This window comes from Rhizobium cauense (assembly GCF_019511525.1).
GTDB lineage: Bacteria > Pseudomonadota > Alphaproteobacteria > Rhizobiales > Rhizobiaceae > Rhizobium > Rhizobium cauense.
Genome location: NZ_JAEUAT010000023.1, coordinates 63,953 through 81,918 on the forward strand (window position 1 = coordinate 63,953; position 17,966 = coordinate 81,918).

Below are 17,966 nucleotides of genomic sequence, written 5' to 3' on the forward strand. Positions count from 1 at the left end.
TAGGCGGGGCCACTGAAGAGTCAGGTGAACGTGCGCCCACCTAAGGGCGCAGATGAAGATTAACCAGCGACAAAAGCGGAATTAGGTAGCAATTGCCACCAGCCTATAGATGTGAGGAGAACACCCTGCCCACTCGTGCAATAGGTTAGGCTAGATCCCCCCAGCAACTGCCCGCTTCAGGCAAATCTGGTATCACTTCAGGCTCGGAAGTCGCTTTTCGATACCCGACCCCAGGGGCGCTAAGGTCATAGACCTCCAACGGAACGCCGGAAATGTCTATGGCCAAAATCCCTACGAGTTCTGGGGGCGCATTGCGCAGGTAGTTCTCTGCGTAATCAAGAGCAATAATAAGCTCGTCGCGGATCACTGCGGCAGTCCAATCAGAAGGTAGGCCGCGAACCGTCGTGTAGTCCTCATTCGTGACGGACAACGCTTTACGACGAATCTCATCGACGATACGCAGTGGCGAGAAGTAGGGAGGCTTACCTGCTGCGGCCATAATTACTGGCCCCAACGGGCACATGTAGTTTTCGATCATCAGCAGATCGACATAGTCCCGAGCTTTCGTCCGCGTAGACGCGGCAATCACCTTGTTCACTGCAAGATCGGACGGGTGTAGGCGCGATCCCCACTCATCATCCCTCACCAGTGGGAAGAAGCGTGTCCGGGTCTCGCTCATCCATTGAACAAGGGTGCGTTCTCCGTCGCGAATTACACTTGCCTCAACGCAACCGTAAACGTTGACTTCAATCGATACTTTGAAACCGTCAGCCTCTAATTTCGCGATATCAGTATCCGCCGAGACACCAATTTCCTCGTCGGTATCATGAAAGATGTCAATGTCATCGGACATCCGTGGCCAATCCATGTTCAAAACCAAGCCGCCAGCAACGTAACTGGTGTCAGACCTGTTTCCGGCGATGGAGGCCATGATTTCTTTCTGGATCCGCGTTAGTGCCATCAGCGCCCGTCTCCTAGCTGAACGACCATTCTTCGTCCCATCGCATAAGCCCTCGCATCGCCGCGCTCCATAAGGGCATTGGCGACAACTCGCACCTTCTGCGGTAGATCATTCAGCTTTTCGATGTCGATGTTATCGAAAACTCTTAGCCCATACCTCTCGGTCGCAATCCTGATAAATTCCGCAAGACGACTCTTTTCATCCCGATGCGCAGAGCGCAATTCAGCCGCTGCACTCACGATCTCATCTCTACGTGCTTTGGGAACGAGAACCTCCACCCTCACGAGATCAGACGCTCCTCCAGTCTTCCGGTACTTCTTGATGCGTTCTTTTGCAGACATGGTTACAACTCCTACATGCGGACAATATAGGCGTATCCCGGATACTCATCAAGTATCTATGTTTGTGGTGAAAAGCGCAAATTATCAGTCCGAGTTCACCAGCCTGAATCTATCACAACAAAACCCATCGACTCCTAGGTCCCGCGCCGGCATGGTCTGTGACGTTCTGAATCATACGAATACACGCTGATCCGAGAGTTTACCGCAACAGAGACAGGTGGCAGTTGCTGCCTAATTCTGGACAAAAGCCTGTTCAAGTTTTTATTTCGCTCTTTCTAATGTTGTGCATGCATGGCTAAATCCCTCCCTCTAGACCGCTCCTTGCCGATGACAAACCGCTTCGCTCCCGGCCGCGGAAACCGCGCGACCCTTCTCAGCCAAAGCTCCTCTTGGATCCGATGCCGGCTCGCATTGAGCCTTGCCTGGCGCTTCTCAAACCCAGTCCGCCAATTGGTCCTGAGTGGACCTACGAGGTGAAGTGGGATGGATACCGGGTCGCGGTTCACCTCAACAATGGCGATGTTCGGATTCTCACTCGCGGCGGTCATGACTGGACGCACCGCTTCCCCGGCATCGAAGACGCTGCCAAGCACCTCGGCGTAGGCACCGCCATCCTTGATGGTGAAGCTGTGGTGCTCGACGAGGAAGGCCGCCCGGACTTCGGAAGGCTGCAGAACTCGCTTGGCGGGCGAGGTGGCAAGCTTGCTGCGGGCAACGCGATCATGTTCGCTTTCGATCTCCTCTACTTTGACGGCCACGACATCCGTGAGACGCCGCTCACCGGTCGCAGGGTCTTCCTCGAGTCTCTCCTGAAGAATGAGGAGCGGGCAATTCGGCTGTCGGAAGAAGTGGATGGCGACGGCCGGGAGGTCTTCGCGGCGGCCTGCTCACGCGGTCTCGAAGGCATCATCGCGAAGCGCAAGGACAGCACATACCGCTCTGGTCGCCTCGGCGACTGGGTCAAGATCAAATGCATCCCGAGCGACAGTTTCATCGTCGTCGGCTATGAGCATTCGATGGTTGCGAGGGGAGGGATAGGCAGTCTACTCGTGGCAGCTCGCAGGGGAGACGATTGGGTCTATGTTGGTTCCGTCGGGACAGGCTTCAACCAGTCAAGTGCTGAATATCTCCGCAAGACGCTCGATAGGATCAAGCGAAAGACGCCGCCGGTGAAATACGAGGGCCGGCGCAAGAATGTAGTCTGGGTGCAGCCAACGCTTATCGCAGAGATCGAGTACCGGGCGTGGACACATGACGGAAAGCTGCGCCACGCATCGTATAAGGGGCTTCGTGAGACGCAGGACAACGCGATGGTCTTTCAGTTAAGCATGCAGCACTAGCACGCAGTGAATGCCTTCAGGCTCTTGCGTGTAAACCGGGCACAAGCGAAGGCGTGAACGCAAAACAAATGCCGCCAGATAACGGAGCCGGAAGATTTTTCAGACTGTAACGCACCGTACGAAGGCGGCAACTGTGCCCTTCCTGCTACAGCTTTTCGTCGAGGCGACGCTAATTACGGCTCGTCAATTTAGCAATCGCCTTGAGGTAACAGAAATGAAGATCACCCTTGCCGCCATTCTGCTGGCACTCGCCGGAACGACCGCATCAGCGGCTGACATTGTCCAGGACATTCCAGCTGCTCCGGTAGCCGCCGCCGCACCAAGCTTCACTTGGACGGGCGCCTACTTCGGTATCGATGGCGGTGCTGGCTTCCTGAATGGCGACTTCAGCGTGAGCGGCGTTGGCTCCGAGTCCGAAGACTTTAACGGTGGGCTCTTTGGTGCGTTCGCTGGCTACAATTTCCAGTTCGACAGCATTGTGGTCGGTATCGACGGCAATTTTGAGCACAACTGGAACGACAAGGATTTCCTGGGCGCGAGCATCGGCACCGACTGGTCCGGCGCCGTTCGCGGCCGAGTAGGCTACGCGTTTGACCACGCGCTGTTCTACGGTGCTGCAGGTTGGACCGCTACTCGCGGTTTCGTAGACGTTCCTGGTTTCGACAAGGAAACCGAGACCTTCAACGGCTACACCGTTGGAGCTGGCGTTGACTACTCCTTCACGAACAACATCTTCGTTCGCGGTGAGTACCGTTACAACGACTACGGCGACAAAGACATCCTCGGGGTGAACGTCGACCTTGATCAGCACGTCGTGAAGATCGGACTCGGTGTGAAGTTCTAAGAACCGGACTACCCAAAAACCGTTAGAAGCCCCGGAGCGCATCCGGGGCTTTTTGGTTTGCATGGTCCGTGCTTTCGTTTGACGTTCCCCAAGCATGAACCGATCGACCAGCGCCAGCCTCCTCAGTCAATCGTTGATCAGCGCAGCGACTTCTCGATACGGAGCTTTGCCATAGGTCTTTGGTCTGCGGTTCCAAGTCCCATGCATGACTGAACTTTACTCTATCACCACGGCGCTCAAATGTCCGGAACCCATTTCCAGAAAACTCCCTCACGTCGTGTGGGATAGTGTTTGAATTCACATTCAAAGCGGCGGCCGTAGACACGAGCGGCTTCAAGTGTCTCTTCGGCCGGCGGGTTCGCCCCACTGTCGGGCGCAAACCAGTCCTCCAGAAGGTCATCAGGAACATAGGTCCCAATCCTCAGCGGCAGCTGACGTAACACGTGGTCCATCTCTCTTGGGGGTGCCATCACCAAATCCTTTAGTCATCTGGCCCTCGCGCATGGTCCGTGAGCCAACCGGAGCAAATCCCATCGCCCCCTGACCGCGTCAACCCGGGACGAAATAGTGGTCCCGGGGATGTGAGGCGGATCATGCGCGTTTGTCGGCATGATGCCGGCCGCCGGCAGTCCTCGACGTTATTGACGTGATCAGCAGCGGGCGACGTTTGACCAACCTCTTTCCCTCACAAAATGTTCCGATGATCAGGAACCTCCCCCCTGTCCGCCGGTTAGCGACAAAGTGAATGATGGAGGCAGACCCTATGACATCGACAAGACACGACAGAACGAAGAAGCCAACCGATAAGGATCTGAAGGAAAATCCAGGAATCGGTCAGTCCGCTGGATTGAACTCCTCCGAAGACGCGGAGCTTGTCGAAGGCGACAACACCTTCGAAGGCGATACGGACAATAATGCCAATCCTCTCGGCGTCGATCCGCGCGATCGTCAGCGAGGCAATCGTTAGGAGATAACCATGGTTGGACAGAAGACACATGAGCAGCAGCAACGCATCATAAAGGGCGAAGAAAACACCAAGGGAGGTGATGCGAACTTTCCGGCGGAGGAAGACCTGAAAGCCTCAAAGAACTTGAGAGAGGCCAGAGCCAAAGGCGCTGACCTGACGTCGCCGGTAAAAGATCTCTCCGATCCTGACGATCGCAACATGGTGCGGGGACGCAATCAGGAAAGCCGTCGCTAGGTTCCGCCAAAGCCCCCGTGCAGAGGTACCCGCGGGGGCTTTAGAGCCCAGAGGGAAAGGTGTCCGGCACGGGCCCGCTGGTTGCCTGAGGCGAAATCGGTGTGATGGCGTGCGTCTCATCAAACCAGACATAAGCGTCAAATTGCTTTGACAGTTCGACATTGGCGTAATGACTGAGGCGCTCGGTTCCCGGCCTGTAAATCACACCAATGAAGCGCTCCAGCCGCTCATGGGCTAGCAGATTTGCTAGCTCCGCATGGCGAGCGAAATCGAGCAGAAAGCGTGTGCTACGAGAGAGATGGCAGCATCTTTCGACGCTCTCTTCGAGCGAGGGCCGGACTCGCTTGACCTCCATTTCTCCGTCCCAATCCGTTGCCGCAGCTACGGTTCCCACATGTGTACCGAAACCGATCAGTGCTACCTCGTCAGCAAACTTTTCGCGGCACAATTGACCGAGGCTGAGCTCTCCTCGCACTTTTCCCATTTCCGTGTGACGAGCGTCGCCGATGTGGGAATTATGCGCCCAAACCACAGCTTTGCTGTTCGGTCCGGCACGGTCGAGGAGGTGCTCGAGTGTTTCAAACATATGTCGGTCACGCAAATTCCATGCTTCCGCTCCGCCGTAGTACATAATCCGGTAGTATTTCTCTGCGGCAGTGACCAGCCGGGCATTCTGAGCTGCATCAAACAGTGTGTCATCGCGGCTCTCCTTGAGAGCGTGCCGGAGGAGCTCCCCGCATTGACGCGTGACTGCGTCCTCGCAGCTTCGATAGGCATCGGTCAATGTGGCGCGTCCATAAGTATGGGGTGCATTTTGCCAAGGTGTCAGACATCCGTAGCGTTCACGCGCGACGGCGGCAGCTTTAGGATCAGCCTTATCGAGATAGTCCAGTACCGCGGCAATCGAACCGCGCATGTTATAGATGTCCAGTCCGTAAAAGCCGGCCTGCTCATTAGCCGATGCCGTAGCATTGTGTTCTCTCAACCACGCGAGGAAGGCGAAGACGTCGGTGTTGCGCCACATCCAGCTTGGAAATCGTTGAAAGGGCGGGTTCTCCGTTTTTCTTTCATCCACGCGCACAAAGCGGTTCATCGCTGCCGCGTCGGGCCAGTCCGCCTCAACAGCGACGATTGAAAAACCGTGCCTCTCGACCAAACGTCGAGTGATGACGGCTCGCGCCTGATGAAATTCTGAGGTGCCGTGGCTGGCTTCCCCGAGAAGGACGACCCGACGGTTCGCGAACCGTGCGAATGGGTCGGCAAAGCGGGGATCTTCCGGTGCCGGAAGACTTTCGGCTGCCTGCCGAATAAGGTCCGGCAGGTGTCTTTCCAGATCTGCGTGCCGTGTATCGTCCTTCCATCCGTGCGCAACGACCAGTGGCACAAACGAGACGCCTCCCAGATCCTCCTCATCATAATGACCAGCGGCACGCCGGGTGATGCGGATCAAGCGTTGTGAGCGATCTTGTGGTCCGATCGGTATGATCAGGCGGCCGCCGATTTCCAGCTGCTCCTTGAGGGCGACCGGCACCGTCGGGCCGCCGGCCGATACCACGATCGCATCGAACGGTGCCTTATTCGCAAAGCCTTTCGTTCCGTCGCCAGATTGCACCTCGACATTGTGGCGCTCCAGCTTTGCGAGCCTTGCTGCCGCATTCGTGGCGAGCGTCTCATGTCGCTCAATCGCAAATACGTAGCGGGCAAGGTAACTAAGCACGGCGGCGGCGTAACCTGACCCCGCACCGACCTCCAACACATTGTCGTCGGGCTCGATCTGTGCGGCCTCGGCCATGCAGGCAACAATGTAGGGCTGTGAAATTGTTTGCCCCTCGGCAATGGGCAATGGAGAATCTTCGTAGGCAAACTCCTGAAACCCCTCTTCCACGAACACTTCTCGGGGCACAGCTTGCATGGCACTGAGGACGCGCGGATCGCTGATGCCGCGAGAGGCAAGTTGCCGCTCAACCATCTTGTATCGCGCATACTGGTAATCGATCATAGCCACCTCCACCAGGAGCGGCCAGCGCAACTGTGGCCGCCCGGTTCGCGGATCAGCGAGGCTGAAAGGAGGCCACTAGGCTCTCGCTGGAAGTTGGGATCACTTCTTTTCAGGATCGTGAGTGTGATGACTGTCGCGTTCTCCGCCGCCGCCTGAAACACGGCTTTGCTGCCGTTCATCGCTGTCGGCTGGCGGTTTATCGATTTTAAGTGGCTTCTTAGCATTTTCGTGAGAGGCGCCCGGTCCGCCCTGGCGGATGCTTGCGGGCGTCTTGGTGGAGGTGGACATGGGCTTCTCCTATCGGTCTTGCTGGAAACCCTGATGGGTTGTGTTCACTTTGGTGTTGGCTTCCTGACCCTGCTTGTCAGGATCGGGGGCTGATGCGGAACGATCCGCCTTATCAGTAGAGGGCTTCCTGTTATCACCAGTTCCCTTGTCACTACGGTTGCGCGGTGGCACCGGAGGTTGTTTTGCGGTCATCGTTTTGCTCCCTTGTCTTCCTGCCGGTTCGCAGCATGGTCATGATACTGTTCGGTCTGCACTGCTTTGCCATCGAGACCGCGGTCCTGGGAGTGTTGGGCCTTGTCCCGGTTGGAGAGAACCATGTTTTCGGGAAGGGTATCCTCGGGCAGGTCGGTCATAGCTCCGCTGCCTGCACCCTTACCCTGCGAGCCTGCTCCAATATGCTTCTTGTCTGCATTTGCCATTGAAAACTCCTTTGGGGCTGGTGGCCCGTCCATTCTTGGATGTTCACGCGGACGTTCATCGCGCAAGCAAGAAGCTTTCAGAACCTGAGGCGACCATTTTTGTTCCCCATTTGTGATGAGGTGGCATCTGACGTCGAAACAGTTCGCGAGAGGCAATACTGGGCAGGCTGCGTGGACCTTGGTCGCGGTCGGTAGCGTTAGCGGTTTCTTCTTAAAAAGAGGAAACTGCGTTGGACCCTGACCTCACGATCGCCGCCTTTGCCGCCACCGCGTCGTTTGTCATCCTTGTCGTTGCGATCAGTCGGGCTTAAGGCGCCTGAGCGCGGCCGGGTTTGTAAGCGAACGCAACCCTGTAGCCCGAATTCAAGCGTCTGCGAGACGCGGCCCTTGGAGTCAAATGCGCCACCTCCCGCCCGTCACACTTGTGGCTGCCAACGGATCAGTGCTTCGGCTTCACCTGCCGCGCCGGCATATTGAACCGGACAGGAGCATGCAACTGCTCCAGCGTGCTTGGGTTCAGGGTCAAGTCGACCCTGTGTGGAGGCATCACCTGGGCGTTTCGTAGCGCATTTGGCCGCGTTCGTTTGTTCAGCCTGCCAGACGCATCAGGTCTGGTTTCCGTGGGTCCAGTAGGAGCTTTGGCCATGTTTGCTTTCCTTTTTTGTGACTGCGACAGCCTATTTCAACCAAACTTGCAGGGTTCCCCTGGGTTCCCACAACGACAGGAGAAGGCCCGCGTACTCTCGCCGCGTCCATGATGGCATCCAGACTGCGCGTGAGGCATTTGGCACAACCCGCCGACTTTAACGATCTAACAGCCCGCGTCTGCGCCTTACGGGAGCCGCGGCCTGCGAGACGGGCGTTCGGCTGCTAGCGCAACAATCGCTGACTACCCGCTTCTCTGCACGCCCGAAGCTTTCTGCGGTGAAGGACCTTCATTGAGCGTACAAAATAAATGAGAATGCGGCTGTGGTGGGATTTCCTTTGAGTTGCCGTGGCAGTGTGGTGGTACCCGCTTTGGCCTGCACCGTGCTGGCGAGGCCAAGGGTACGGTTGGATCCAACCCTTAAGGACCGGACCTGGATCGGCGGGAGGCCCACAGAAAAATCAGGAACTGAAACGAGAACCCGCCATGGCAGGTGGCACGGCGATCACAAAGGTCCCACCTTGCAGTGCATTGGAGACGAAAGACCAGGCATTCTCCTATTGATGCAAGCTGCGTCAGGGAGTGCCGCCGTCGTCCGGAAAAGTTCAGTCGAAAATAACTTAGAACCGGCAAAGGCCGATTTACTGTAGAACCTTTAGCTCTTCTTCGCTGATCAGGATGAGAAAGTGATGGTCATCCAGACGTTGAACAACGTCACCCTCTGCCGTCAGGTAGTCGACCCTGTTCGCGCTGGGGTCTCCAAATCTGACGCGGTCGGTTCTCATCTGCTCAATGACGATGTGTACCTTCCCCGACCTGCCGGACACTGAAACCGTCTTGTCTCTTCATATAAGACCATTGGGAGGACCGCTCCTGTGCTTTGGATCAAGCATCGCTATAATCTTCTCTTTTGCTAATAGACCTATAGAAATGTTGAACGCGCGAAAAATCAAGGTGTGAGTTCCTTTGGCCGAGTACTTTACTTTCGCTTCAAAGTGGTTGCGACAAAAAGCGAGAAGCCCGCCGGGGTGTGGACGGGCTTCGTTCGACCATAACAGGAGTGTGCGATCCGCTTTGGATCGCGCCTATAACACCACAACCGACCATGGATGGCACGTACCCCTTTCGGAGTAGGGTAGCCAACCACCGGCTGCACCGTCACAAATAACTGCTGGCGACCTCGCGATCGCTTCAGATGCGTTCTCTTTGAGGCTCTACGACCTGGTGACCGCCTACGTTCGGACGGGCGCAACGCGTCTCGCCTCCATCTTCCCCCAAGGTAAGGTGAAGGACAGTGAAATGAATGTAGTGAAGGTAGTTTGTACCGCCCCTGTTGCTATTTGCGTCGGTTCCACCACTCTGACGCCGGTTTCCGCGGCGCCAATTCGAGCGGTTCACACTATCACGCACGATAGCGGCGTCGTGCAGGTTCGTGATGATCACCGCCGCCCATACTACTACAACGGGCGCTATCGACACGATCGTCACAACCGGGGACACGACCGAGACCGATATTCCCAATCAGCGCCACCACGATCGACGCGGATACTATCGGGGATACCGGGGCTAACGGGACCATCACCCGGGATACCGGCGCTACAGTGATGGCTATTGGTATCCGGCTGCGGCTTTCGCACTGGGCGCCATCATCGGCGGCTCGATCAACCGGTAACGCCTTACGAGCGGAATTTTTCAATGCTCTCGTCCGGGGACGCTTAAGGAACGAAGCGAACATAGGCGTGGCGGAAAGGTCGCCCCGTTCGACAATCATGCCAGCGCGGCGGGTCGGGCCGAGGCCGCCGCTCTCGCGACGGCCTGGCCGTGGAAGGACTGCTCCAGGCCGCGGGGTAAGGCCGGCCTGAAACGGCCTTCTCACAGAGGTGTGATGCGCGCCTTTCCAGCGTAGGTCTTTGCGGGCCGAAGCGTTAGAGCTTCGTTCGCATTAGAAACCATATTCAATTGATGGATGATTGAGTTGGCAAAACCGCCTGGTCGTAAGGTCATCGATGACGGTATATGCTCTGCCTTAGTAGGACATCTATACCAGCTTGAGGAGGCGAAGCTTCAGGTGCCGAAACGACCACTAATTTTGACGTCCGGCAGCACGTGTACGCGTGTTGAGGGAATGCGCTGAAGCTTCGCCTCATCGCACTGAACAAGAGCCTTTCCCAAAAGTTCCACGTCGCAAAGATTTTTTTCAGGTCGGATCTGAGGGATGGTTTCGGCTAGGTGCCAGCTGTCGTCGGCCAACTCATGCGGCGTTGGTCGTCTCATCACAGAGGATTTTTCTGATAGCATCTGGCGAGCGTGTCTGCCCGTCGCGTATATGACGATCCGCTCTTACTTCGGAAAAAACCCAGTAACGTCGGTGTCTTGCGTGATCAGCCAGCGAATAAAACTAAGGTCGCGCGGCACGGCGACATGGGCAAACGAAATCGCACCGACGAGCAATCCTGCGCATAATGAGCAGAAAAGTGCCCCGCGACATGCGGGGCCAAGGTGGGACTTAGTCAGGACGCGAGCAGTGCTCGCACCCACAAACTCTCCTGTGGCAGCTCTGTTCCCAAAATGGCACGAGATCACGAGCTCTCGATGATGATATATGTACCTCGGCGCGGTACCCGGGTCCGACGCCTACGTAGGCTAAGGATGCCAGCCGTGAAGTGGTATCACGTTCATGTATCGACGCGCTATTCGGCGAGGGGGCCCGGGTGAACAGCGAACTCAGTGCCTCTTCCCCCTGATGGAGCGTCAGGCGTGGAGGCCTGCTTCAGGCTATCTATACGGCGGCGGAAGGTTGGTGGTACCGCGACACTAAAGGTGACGACGAACAACTGAGGCAGATTAGGACACCGGCCCTCTCGCCGACGCGCGACACGAGAGGCGGCCAGCCGGCTGTGATCTGCGGCTTAGGCGGCTCACCGCATCTTGGTAGTACCCCGGCGTGCCCACCCATTTAGGCGAAGTGTGCTTGGCTGATCGGTTTCCTAAGAGTGGCGCTGCACGACATGGAGGCACCAGTTTCGTGCGGAAATACCCCCCTGAAAAAAATCAAAAATCTTCACAAACACTCTTGCGGTTTATCCGCGAACCGCATAGATGACTGCCACCGACGCGACGGACCGGAACGGGCCGATCTCGCGAGGGCGATTAGCTCAGTTGGTAGAGCGCCTCGTTTACACCGAGGATGTCGGGAGTTCGAGTCTCTCATCGCCCACCATTTATCCCAATTTATCATCAGGTAGAAGTTTACCCGGGGCATCGTTGTCGGTCGAAACAATAGCACCAATCAGCTTTCCGTTGATCGTTGAGCCGGGACGAGGGACGGGAGAACGCTGACCTGCGTGCGGGGGACCGAGCTCCAGACGCATCGGGACTGAGAACAAAGTCCGGCGCAAGGCGTCTGTTCGACCTGCTTCCGGGTGTTCACGCTCCTCTGCTTTGGAGGCGGTGCGGAGAGAGACGAATTGATCCGCAAACGAGAGTGGCTGCGCCTCGCGCGTTGTCGATGTCGTAACGGAGTTGTCAGACCCCGAGGATGTTGTCGACTTCGATGGGCACCGTCGTGCGAGCTATGGGCCTAGTGCGACCCCCTGTTACCTGATCCGGCCCGACGGTTATGTAGGCCTCATTGCCGATACGGTAGATGCCGTCCCCTCCTGGTTCGACGAAGCCTTCTCGATATGGGAGGTGCTGCGGTCGCGCGGCCGACCTGAGGACGAGTGACAATCCCGCCTGCTTGTAACCGGCGGCCATCAGAATTTTCACGCGATCTGCCGCGACTTGGACAGATCGGTCCCTATATTCGAATGCGCAATGGAAAAGACGTTCGTTACAGCGCGGGAAGATCGGCCGGGAGAGGCGTGGCTATCCCGGTTTATTTCCGGGCGGGATGAAGCCGAGAAATGGTATTTCGGGCGAGCCAAATCACACACCCCAACGGCCTTGGAGTGTCGCAACGCCCTGCTCCAACATATGCCCGAACTAATACCTCACTATGACAGGGCATGTGCTCTTGTTGGAGACGATGAGGTGGCGCACCGAATGTTGAGCCACTACAGGCCCGCACCTGAACGTTTTGGGTGCAGCCAGGCGGTCTGGCTAGGCAAAGAGGGACCGGCGCTGGTCCGCAATTTCGACTATCTTCCCGCCATCGTTTCGGACCGCTTTGAGATGTCGGCTTGGTCGAATGTGCGGGTGATCGCCAAGGCGCAGCGCCCTTGGGGTGGATGCGTGGACGGTATGAATGAAGAGGGATTGGTCGTCAGTGTGACCCTCGGCGGAAGTCGCGCCCAGAGCGAAGGCTTCTCGATTATCCTTATAGTTCGCTACATCCTGGAAACCTGTCGAAAGCTGAACGAGGCGGTGCAGGCGCTATGCAGAATACCGGTGGCGCTTCCGCAGAATGTGACCGTGCTTGATCGATCAGGGGCTTACGCCACATTGTTTTTGGGACCAGACCAGAGACCAATCATTACGCGCCTGAAGGCATGCACAAACCATCAGCGGACGGACAGGCCTTCGTCCTCTTCGTTGGCTAGGCAGCTCGCTCTCCTGCAAGCGCTGGGAGATCGGTCCATGTCATTGTCAGAACTGACCGAGCTTTTCCTTCGCTCGCCTTTGTATTCCAGGAGCAAAACCTACCCAACCCTTTACACCGCCATATACCGACCCCTGGAAGGACGCGTAGACTATGTCTGGCCGGGCAAGCGCTGGTCTCGAGGATTTATGGATTTTCGAGAGGGCGAGTACACACACGACTTTGGATAAGGGTGGGCTTTGGGCAAAGCGGTCGTCGAATCCTAACGCCTCATACGCTAACAACCATCGATCGGCGCCACGGATTGCTTGGTGCGGGCGAGTTCGTGATCAGTGACCCCATTGAGGATCGGATCGCTAAGAAACTTACGGTTCCATCCAGCGGCAAGATCCCGCCACAACACCTTTCGCGGGGCGGCGGCCGGATCCAAGGTCTCCTTGTGTCCTTAAATCTCAGGAATTATGTAGCAAATACCACCAACCGATAACGATGCGGCGTTGGCAGCTTGCTGAAGGCGCGCACGAAGCGGAACAAAACCACAATCAGTCCGCTCGAGGTCCAGGTCACGGTCTCGACGACCATCGAACGAGGGTGTGTTAAACGTCCTGGAAGGCGCGAGATTAGAACGGACGCTGCGGCCGAACTCCGCTTGGGCCGGCGGGCTGTCGAAGGGGGACAAAAATCGAGATCACTCACTGAGGGACGAGACAATGGACGAAGATCATACGAAACGCATGATCCTTGAATTCCTGAGGAAGCACACCCTGGCGGTCATCGCGACGTGCCACCGCAACGGAATCCCGGAGGCGGCGACGATCGACCTCTCTGTGCGGGACAATCTTGAGATCGTGTTCAGCACCTTCACGCACACGCGAAAATTCGACAATCTCGCGGAGCGCCCCGGCGTCGCCTTCGTTGTCGGATGGGACGACAACATCACCGTTCAATACGAGGGTGAGGCAACAAGGGTTCCCGCCGCGGATATCGAACAATACCTGGAAGCCTATCTCACCAGCCTCCCGTCCGCGAGGGAGTTTATCGAGAGAGGGGCCGTGATGTTCAAAGCGACGCCGCGGTGGATTCGATATTCGGATTTCAACAAGGAGCCTCCCGAACTGATCGAGATTCAATTCTGACAGATGCAACGGCTTCGGGTCGCCGTCCGAGGGCGTGGGCCGCGCGCATTGCCACACTTCAGCCCGGGAACGCTGCACCGCTGTCGCGCGGTGCGGTACCGCTTGCGTCTCTGGGCGACGAAGCGGTCGTTGGTGGCATTTGCTACATAATTCCGTAAATCTCCAAGGCCGGCGAAGCCTCCAGGATCGAGATCGGCCCTCGGGTTCCGATCACCCGCTCGAACCGCAGTCCGGCTGCTTTGAACAGCTCCGCATACTGCGTCTCCGTCCTCTCCAGGCCGCCGGTGACAGCGAGCATGATGACATCAATTCCCTTGATCTGGCTCGGCTCGTCGCCCGCGGGCACGAGCGTCTCTAACACGAGAACCTTTCCATTCGCCGGCATAGCCTCGCGGCAACGTCGCAGGATCAACTCGGCGTTCTGATCATTCCAGTCATGGATGACCTTTTTGATCACGTAAACGTCGCCAATTGGGACGCTCTCGAAGAAGTTTCCGGCGATGAAGTCGGTGCGCGGCAAATCGCCGCCTGCTCCCTGACGTGCCGCAGCGACTCCAGACGGCAGGTCGAAGAGGACACCGCTCAAGTGAGGATTGCGCGCCAGGATCGCCGAAAGAAGCTGTCCGTGCCCGCCGCCAACGTCAACGACCCGTGTGTAGGGGGCAAAGTCATAGGCATCGGCAACCGCCTCGTTGCTGCCTTGGCTCAGGGCGACCATGGCGCGCTGAAACAATGCGGCCTGCTCCGGGTGGTCAGATAGCCAATCAAATCTTGGACTTCCGAACACTTTGTCGAAGGCAGGCTTGCCTGTGCGGACGGAATGCAGGAGCTGTTCGAAAGCAATATAGGCCTCGGTGTTGATCATCCGGACGAAGTCTTGGGGACCGGGACGATCTGAGCGAAGCGCTGCACCCATTTCCGTCAAGGCGAAGGTGCGAGGCAGGACTTCGGTGAATACCCCTTCCGGGGCCAGAAGCCGCATGACCCGATAGAGCGCTCCGGCGTCTACCATCGCGGCAGCTGCCAACTTCTCCACAGACTGCTCACCGTCGATCAGAAGATCTGGAATGCCGAGTTCGATCACAACCCGCAACGCCTGTGACACGGCAAATCCGAGCCCCAATCTTATGATTTGCTGCGATGGATTGGCCATGGCCTCCCCCTTGGTTCAGGTGGAAGCTTATTAGAGGAACGACGGGAAGCCAAGGAGACTTACGAGAAGCAGGTTGCCGGCCACACGGCGGCGATAATTCTTCGTCTATTGTCGAACGCGGAGTGAGCATCTCGACTTGAAACCAGATTATTCGATTGAACCCGATTGAACATGCGGCCGTTCTGGGCCAGGCGATGTTCTAGTCGCAATCACGTTCGGAACGACGCCCTGTAGTCGCGAGGTGTCATTCCCCGGATAGACCGGAATTGGCGGTTGAAATTGGCAAGACTGTCATAGCCGACATCCGACGCAATGCGCGCGATGGGTTGGCTGGTTCCGGACAGCCTTGCGCAGGCCTCCCCAATACGAAGCGCGGTCACGTAGGCCGACACCGTCGTGTTCGTGTGCTTGGCGAACGTCCGGTGCAATCCGGATTCGCTTAAAGCGGCGATCTCCGCAAGTTTGTTCAGCCGTATCGTGCTCGCATAATTCTGGTGCAGGTATTGGAGTACTCTGTCGATGCGTGATCGGCTCTCCGTCGTCAATGGTGGCGCGGCGGAGGCGAGCTGCTGGACCTCCCTTTGCCCGGCCAGTTCGAGTAGAATTTCCAAAGCGGACATCAAAAGGACGCTCGGCCTGGAGGTGATCGCCAGTTCGAAGCGCCCAGCGAGGGATCGCCCAACCTCGGGACTAAAGGACAAGCCTGATGCCGCCCGAGTAAACAGTCTTTGGATTGGAGCGAACTCCACGGCGTTGCCGATGAAAGTGTCGATCCACGCCTGCCGGAACCAGAGCACCAGAGCAATGTGTGGCTGCTCCTCATCAATTTTCGATCGAGAGGACCAGGTGTGGGGGAGATTGGGGCCGACGAGCACGAGGTCACCATGGGCATACTCGCCAACATGGTCCCCGATAAACCGCTGCCCTTGGGAGTTTAGCGTCAGGGTTAGCTCATACTCGGGATGATGATGCCACGCGAAGGGTATACCGGCCTCAAGGCGGCGGTTGAGGGTCGAGAGCGAGGAGTCTGGCGATGTCGGCAGCTTCTCCAGATATGGTCTGTGCACGCGCAGTCTCCTTAACAGACGCCAGAATAGTATCAGAACTGGCTCTTTCTCGACAACACCAATGTCCAGATCCCGTTATGGTCGATCCATCACCTGATCATCAGGGAGACTTCGAATGGGAGAACATAATGGAAGCACTCCGGACTACACCGCGCGACAGCCACCCCACGACAACGGCCACCACTCAGCTCAAGGACATCGCCAAGCGGCTGCCACTTCGCGTGCTTTCCAGGGACGATTGGGAGCATTGGATCACGAAGGGATACGTCATTGTCCGGCAGGCGGTGCCTGCGGCGAATGTGGAGCGCCTTGTCGAACTGCTATGGAAATTTGACGAGAAGGATCCGAACGACCCATCGACCTGGTACGCGCCGCAACGCCGTGAGCACAAGATGAAGGAGCTCAATAACACGGGGATGCTGGAAATCTATAATCACCAGTATCTCTGGGACAACAGGATGGAGCGCCGCGTTTATGACGCTTTCGTCGACATTTGGGATCGCGAGGATCTTTGGGTCACCATCGACCGCGCCAACCTCAATCCGCCGAAGAAGGTGAAGGGCAATCCAAACGGTTTCATTCATTGGGACGTCGATACCTCGATCCGACCACTGCCAATCGGTGTCCAGGGGGTGCTCAGCCTCAAGAAGCAGGATGGTGATGTGGGTGGTTTCCAATGCGTGCCTGGTCTCTTCGAACATTTCGAGGACTGGGAGAAGACCCAGCCAGCGGATCGCGATCCGATGCATCCGGACATGGCAGGGCAGACCGTTGTCAATATCGACATGGAGCCGGGCGACCTTATGATTTTCAACTCGCTCCTGGCTCATGGCGTCCGTCCAAACCATTCCGACAATAGAGTGCGCATGGCGCAATATATCTCCATGCACCCTGCCGAGTTTGAGAACGAGGCCGAAAGACAGGAGCGTATTCGCCTGTGGCGGGACCTGGATCACCCGCGGCGAGACGCCTTTCCAGGGGACCCACGGGAGTGGGAGAAATGCAATGCAGCAACGGCCAAGCTCACAGAGCTTGGGGAGAAGCTTCTCGGCACGAAGCGCTGGTGAACATGTTGGTGATGGTGGTGAACAATGGCTTCACCGCCATCGCCGTATCCGCCCGCGATGACCCTGTCTGCGGCGGCAGATCATGTGGGGTACAGATGTGGGGGAACGCTCCTTCGACGGGACAAGCCCGCAAGACGACGCTGCTCTTTGCGTACCATCCTCCGATCGTCGTGATATTTGCCGTTTCGAAGGTCAGCTATCGGCAGAGCAGCACATTAAGCTCATAGCAACACCTCCCGAGGCAGATGCCCCAGGAGAAAATCCGCGCGTTGCTCGACAGCCAATTTCGGCAACACCCGGACTTTATACCCGAGCGCGGGGAATAGCTCTGTGAGGCGGTCATATTCGGCAATTGCGTCCTTTAGGTCATGACGTCGCTCTGGATCGGCGTGATAGATTTCCGGCCATGGAGGGGTCATGAAGACCTCGTCGTAGTAGCGGTTCGCGGTAACGAGCTCGTTGGAAATCTCCTCCCCCGTGGCATAGCGCAGAGCGGCGAGTGCATCGATGAGCCCTCGATCAAAGAAGGTCAAACGCGAACACTTTCGGGCTTCCGCCAAATCCTGGACAGCCATCTCGATTGCGCGGTGAGCGAATGCGGCCAGGTTGAGCCATGGCAAGGCGTCGCCAGCTTCTTCGAGTTGCTGTTTTACGATGCGACGCCCTGGTTCCTCCGTGACAGCAAAACCGCGCTTGGCAAGTTCTACGAGAAGCGTTGATTTACCCCCACCTGAGCAGCCGGAGAGGAGTACGAATTTGCTCATGGATGCTCCTGTGATTGTATCTACGGATCTATCCGGATGCTCGTTAGTAGGGGAGGCTTGTGGTCCTGGTTTGCGAGGAAACGCTCGCAAGTCTGGCGAAATGCTTATCCTGACGGCAATTCCGTTGTCGGCAGCGATCATCGCCTGTCTTGTCGAACCGCAAACTGCTGCATACAGGTTGCGCCCGCGTGAAAACAGGT

18 protein-coding genes and 1 tRNA gene are annotated in these 17,966 nt (G+C 57.2%); 8 read left to right on the forward strand and 11 right to left on the reverse strand.

From position 1 onward, the window contains the following. Window positions 1-145: 145 nt before the first annotated feature. Complete coding sequence (locus JNB88_RS29200; protein WP_220358502.1) at window positions 146-961, reverse strand: nucleotidyl transferase AbiEii/AbiGii toxin family protein; 816 nt, start codon at window positions 959-961, stop codon at window positions 146-148. After that, the gene (locus tag JNB88_RS29205) at window positions 961-1,302 is read right to left on the reverse strand and encodes a hypothetical protein (protein WP_220358503.1); all 342 of its coding nucleotides are present in this window, start codon (window positions 1,300-1,302) and stop codon (window positions 961-963) included. Before JNB88_RS29205 ends, JNB88_RS29200 begins: the two co-directional genes overlap by 1 nt. 398 nt (window positions 1,303-1,700) lie before the next feature. Here JNB88_RS29205 and ligD point away from each other — a divergent pair, with 398 nt between their 5' ends. Continuing rightward, on the forward strand, window positions 1,701-2,642 hold the full coding sequence (ligD, locus tag JNB88_RS29210) for a non-homologous end-joining DNA ligase (protein WP_222858176.1): 942 nt from the start codon (window positions 1,701-1,703) through the stop codon (window positions 2,640-2,642). 214 nt (window positions 2,643-2,856) lie between these two features. Further along, the gene (locus JNB88_RS29215; RefSeq protein WP_220358504.1) at window positions 2,857-3,486 is read left to right on the forward strand and encodes an outer membrane protein; all 630 of its coding nucleotides are present in this window, start codon (window positions 2,857-2,859) and stop codon (window positions 3,484-3,486) included. A 236-nt stretch (window positions 3,487-3,722) separates the two neighbouring features. Here the strand turns inward: JNB88_RS29215 and JNB88_RS29220 are convergent, their stop codons facing one another. After that, the gene (locus tag JNB88_RS29220) at window positions 3,723-3,956 is read right to left on the reverse strand and encodes a hypothetical protein (RefSeq protein ID WP_220358505.1); all 234 of its coding nucleotides are present in this window, start codon (window positions 3,954-3,956) and stop codon (window positions 3,723-3,725) included. Window positions 3,957-4,249: 293 nt separating this feature from the next. On the opposite strand from JNB88_RS29220, the gene JNB88_RS29225 reads away from it, so the two are divergent. Both JNB88_RS29225 and JNB88_RS29230 read left to right on the forward strand, forming a co-directional pair. Then, entirely contained in the window at window positions 4,250-4,453 is a 204-nt protein-coding gene (locus JNB88_RS29225) for a hypothetical protein (protein WP_220358506.1), read from the forward strand. Between the two features lie 9 nt (window positions 4,454-4,462). Then, window positions 4,463-4,687, forward strand: a complete 225-nt coding sequence (locus tag JNB88_RS29230) for a hypothetical protein (RefSeq protein ID WP_220358507.1) — start codon at window positions 4,463-4,465, stop codon at window positions 4,685-4,687. Between the two features lie 40 nt (window positions 4,688-4,727). Here the strand turns inward: JNB88_RS29230 and JNB88_RS29235 are convergent, their stop codons facing one another. The 4 genes from JNB88_RS29235 to JNB88_RS29245 form a co-directional block, all read right to left on the reverse strand. Next, window positions 4,728-6,686 carry a protein-L-isoaspartate(D-aspartate) O-methyltransferase gene (locus JNB88_RS29235; protein ID WP_220358508.1) on the reverse strand — a complete coding sequence of 653 codons (1,959 nt, stop codon included), beginning with the start codon at window positions 6,684-6,686 and terminating at the stop codon, window positions 4,728-4,730. Between the two features lie 99 nt (window positions 6,687-6,785). Then, entirely contained in the window at window positions 6,786-6,974 is a 189-nt protein-coding gene (locus tag JNB88_RS29240) for a hypothetical protein (RefSeq protein ID WP_220358509.1), read from the reverse strand. Window positions 6,975-6,983: 9 nt separating this feature from the next. Then, window positions 6,984-7,166: a hypothetical protein gene (locus JNB88_RS33935; protein ID WP_223217375.1), complete on the reverse strand. Its 183-nt coding sequence runs from the start codon at window positions 7,164-7,166 to the stop codon at window positions 6,984-6,986. Further along, a complete protein-coding gene (locus JNB88_RS29245) occupies window positions 7,163-7,393 on the reverse strand; it encodes a hypothetical protein (RefSeq protein ID WP_220358510.1) in 231 nt (76 codons plus the stop codon). Before JNB88_RS29245 ends, JNB88_RS33935 begins: the two co-directional genes overlap by 4 nt. A gap of 3,790 nt (window positions 7,394-11,183) precedes the next feature. Here JNB88_RS29245 and JNB88_RS29250 point away from each other — a divergent pair. Next, window positions 11,184-11,259: transfer RNA gene (locus tag JNB88_RS29250), tRNA-Val, on the forward strand. Window positions 11,260-11,564: 305 nt separating this feature from the next. Here the strand turns inward: JNB88_RS29250 and JNB88_RS29255 are convergent. Then, a complete protein-coding gene (locus tag JNB88_RS29255; protein WP_220358511.1) occupies window positions 11,565-11,807 on the reverse strand; it encodes a hypothetical protein in 243 nt (80 codons plus the stop codon). 48 nt (window positions 11,808-11,855) lie between these two features. On the opposite strand from JNB88_RS29255, the gene JNB88_RS29260 reads away from it, so the two are divergent. Further along, window positions 11,856-12,809, forward strand: coding sequence for a C45 family autoproteolytic acyltransferase/hydrolase (locus tag JNB88_RS29260; protein ID WP_220358512.1), 954 nt, complete (start codon window positions 11,856-11,858; stop codon window positions 12,807-12,809). Between the two features lie 480 nt (window positions 12,810-13,289). Then, entirely contained in the window at window positions 13,290-13,715 is a 426-nt protein-coding gene (locus JNB88_RS29265; RefSeq protein WP_220358513.1) for a pyridoxamine 5'-phosphate oxidase family protein, read from the forward strand. A 142-nt stretch (window positions 13,716-13,857) separates the two neighbouring features. On the opposite strand, the gene JNB88_RS29270 is transcribed toward JNB88_RS29265, so the two are convergent. Then, window positions 13,858-14,868 carry a methyltransferase gene (locus JNB88_RS29270; RefSeq protein WP_220358514.1) on the reverse strand — a complete coding sequence of 337 codons (1,011 nt, stop codon included), beginning with the start codon at window positions 14,866-14,868 and terminating at the stop codon, window positions 13,858-13,860. 209 nt (window positions 14,869-15,077) lie between these two features. Continuing rightward, entirely contained in the window at window positions 15,078-15,935 is an 858-nt protein-coding gene (locus tag JNB88_RS29275) for a helix-turn-helix domain-containing protein (protein ID WP_220358515.1), read from the reverse strand. Between the two features lie 128 nt (window positions 15,936-16,063). On the opposite strand from JNB88_RS29275, the gene JNB88_RS29280 reads away from it, so the two are divergent. Beyond that, a complete protein-coding gene (locus tag JNB88_RS29280; RefSeq protein ID WP_220358516.1) occupies window positions 16,064-17,002 on the forward strand; it encodes a phytanoyl-CoA dioxygenase family protein in 939 nt (312 codons plus the stop codon). 221 nt (window positions 17,003-17,223) lie between these two features. Here JNB88_RS29280 and JNB88_RS29285 read toward each other — a convergent pair whose 3' ends face one another. Further along, window positions 17,224-17,766 carry an AAA family ATPase gene (locus JNB88_RS29285; protein ID WP_220358517.1) on the reverse strand — a complete coding sequence of 181 codons (543 nt, stop codon included), beginning with the start codon at window positions 17,764-17,766 and terminating at the stop codon, window positions 17,224-17,226. Window positions 17,767-17,966 lie beyond the last annotated feature (200 nt).

Coding starts and splice junctions, on each gene's coding strand:
- JNB88_RS29240 (WP_220358509.1), bottom strand. CDS start 6,974: ATGTCCACCTCCACCAAGACGCCCGCAAGCATCCGCCAGGGCGGACCG.
- JNB88_RS29285 (WP_220358517.1), bottom strand. CDS start 17,766: ATGAGCAAATTCGTACTCCTCTCCGGCTGCTCAGGTGGGGGTAAATCA.
- JNB88_RS29270 (WP_220358514.1), bottom strand. CDS start 14,868: ATGGCCAATCCATCGCAGCAAATCATAAGATTGGGGCTCGGATTTGCC.
- JNB88_RS29230 (WP_220358507.1), top strand. CDS start 4,463: ATGGTTGGACAGAAGACACATGAGCAGCAGCAACGCATCATAAAGGGC.
- JNB88_RS29225 (WP_220358506.1), top strand. CDS start 4,250: ATGACATCGACAAGACACGACAGAACGAAGAAGCCAACCGATAAGGAT.
- JNB88_RS29280 (WP_220358516.1), top strand. CDS start 16,064: ATGGAAGCACTCCGGACTACACCGCGCGACAGCCACCCCACGACAACG.
- JNB88_RS29220 (WP_220358505.1), bottom strand. CDS start 3,956: ATGGCACCCCCAAGAGAGATGGACCACGTGTTACGTCAGCTGCCGCTG.
- JNB88_RS29200 (WP_220358502.1), bottom strand. CDS start 961: ATGGCACTAACGCGGATCCAGAAAGAAATCATGGCCTCCATCGCCGGA.
- JNB88_RS29215 (WP_220358504.1), top strand. CDS start 2,857: ATGAAGATCACCCTTGCCGCCATTCTGCTGGCACTCGCCGGAACGACC.
- JNB88_RS29265 (WP_220358513.1), top strand. CDS start 13,290: ATGGACGAAGATCATACGAAACGCATGATCCTTGAATTCCTGAGGAAG.
- ligD (WP_222858176.1), top strand. CDS start 1,701: ATGCCGGCTCGCATTGAGCCTTGCCTGGCGCTTCTCAAACCCAGTCCG.
- JNB88_RS29235 (WP_220358508.1), bottom strand. CDS start 6,686: ATGATCGATTACCAGTATGCGCGATACAAGATGGTTGAGCGGCAACTT.
- JNB88_RS29205 (WP_220358503.1), bottom strand. CDS start 1,302: ATGTCTGCAAAAGAACGCATCAAGAAGTACCGGAAGACTGGAGGAGCG.
- JNB88_RS29260 (WP_220358512.1), top strand. CDS start 11,856: ATGGAAAAGACGTTCGTTACAGCGCGGGAAGATCGGCCGGGAGAGGCG.
- JNB88_RS33935 (WP_223217375.1), bottom strand. CDS start 7,166: ATGACCGCAAAACAACCTCCGGTGCCACCGCGCAACCGTAGTGACAAG.
- JNB88_RS29245 (WP_220358510.1), bottom strand. CDS start 7,393: ATGGCAAATGCAGACAAGAAGCATATTGGAGCAGGCTCGCAGGGTAAG.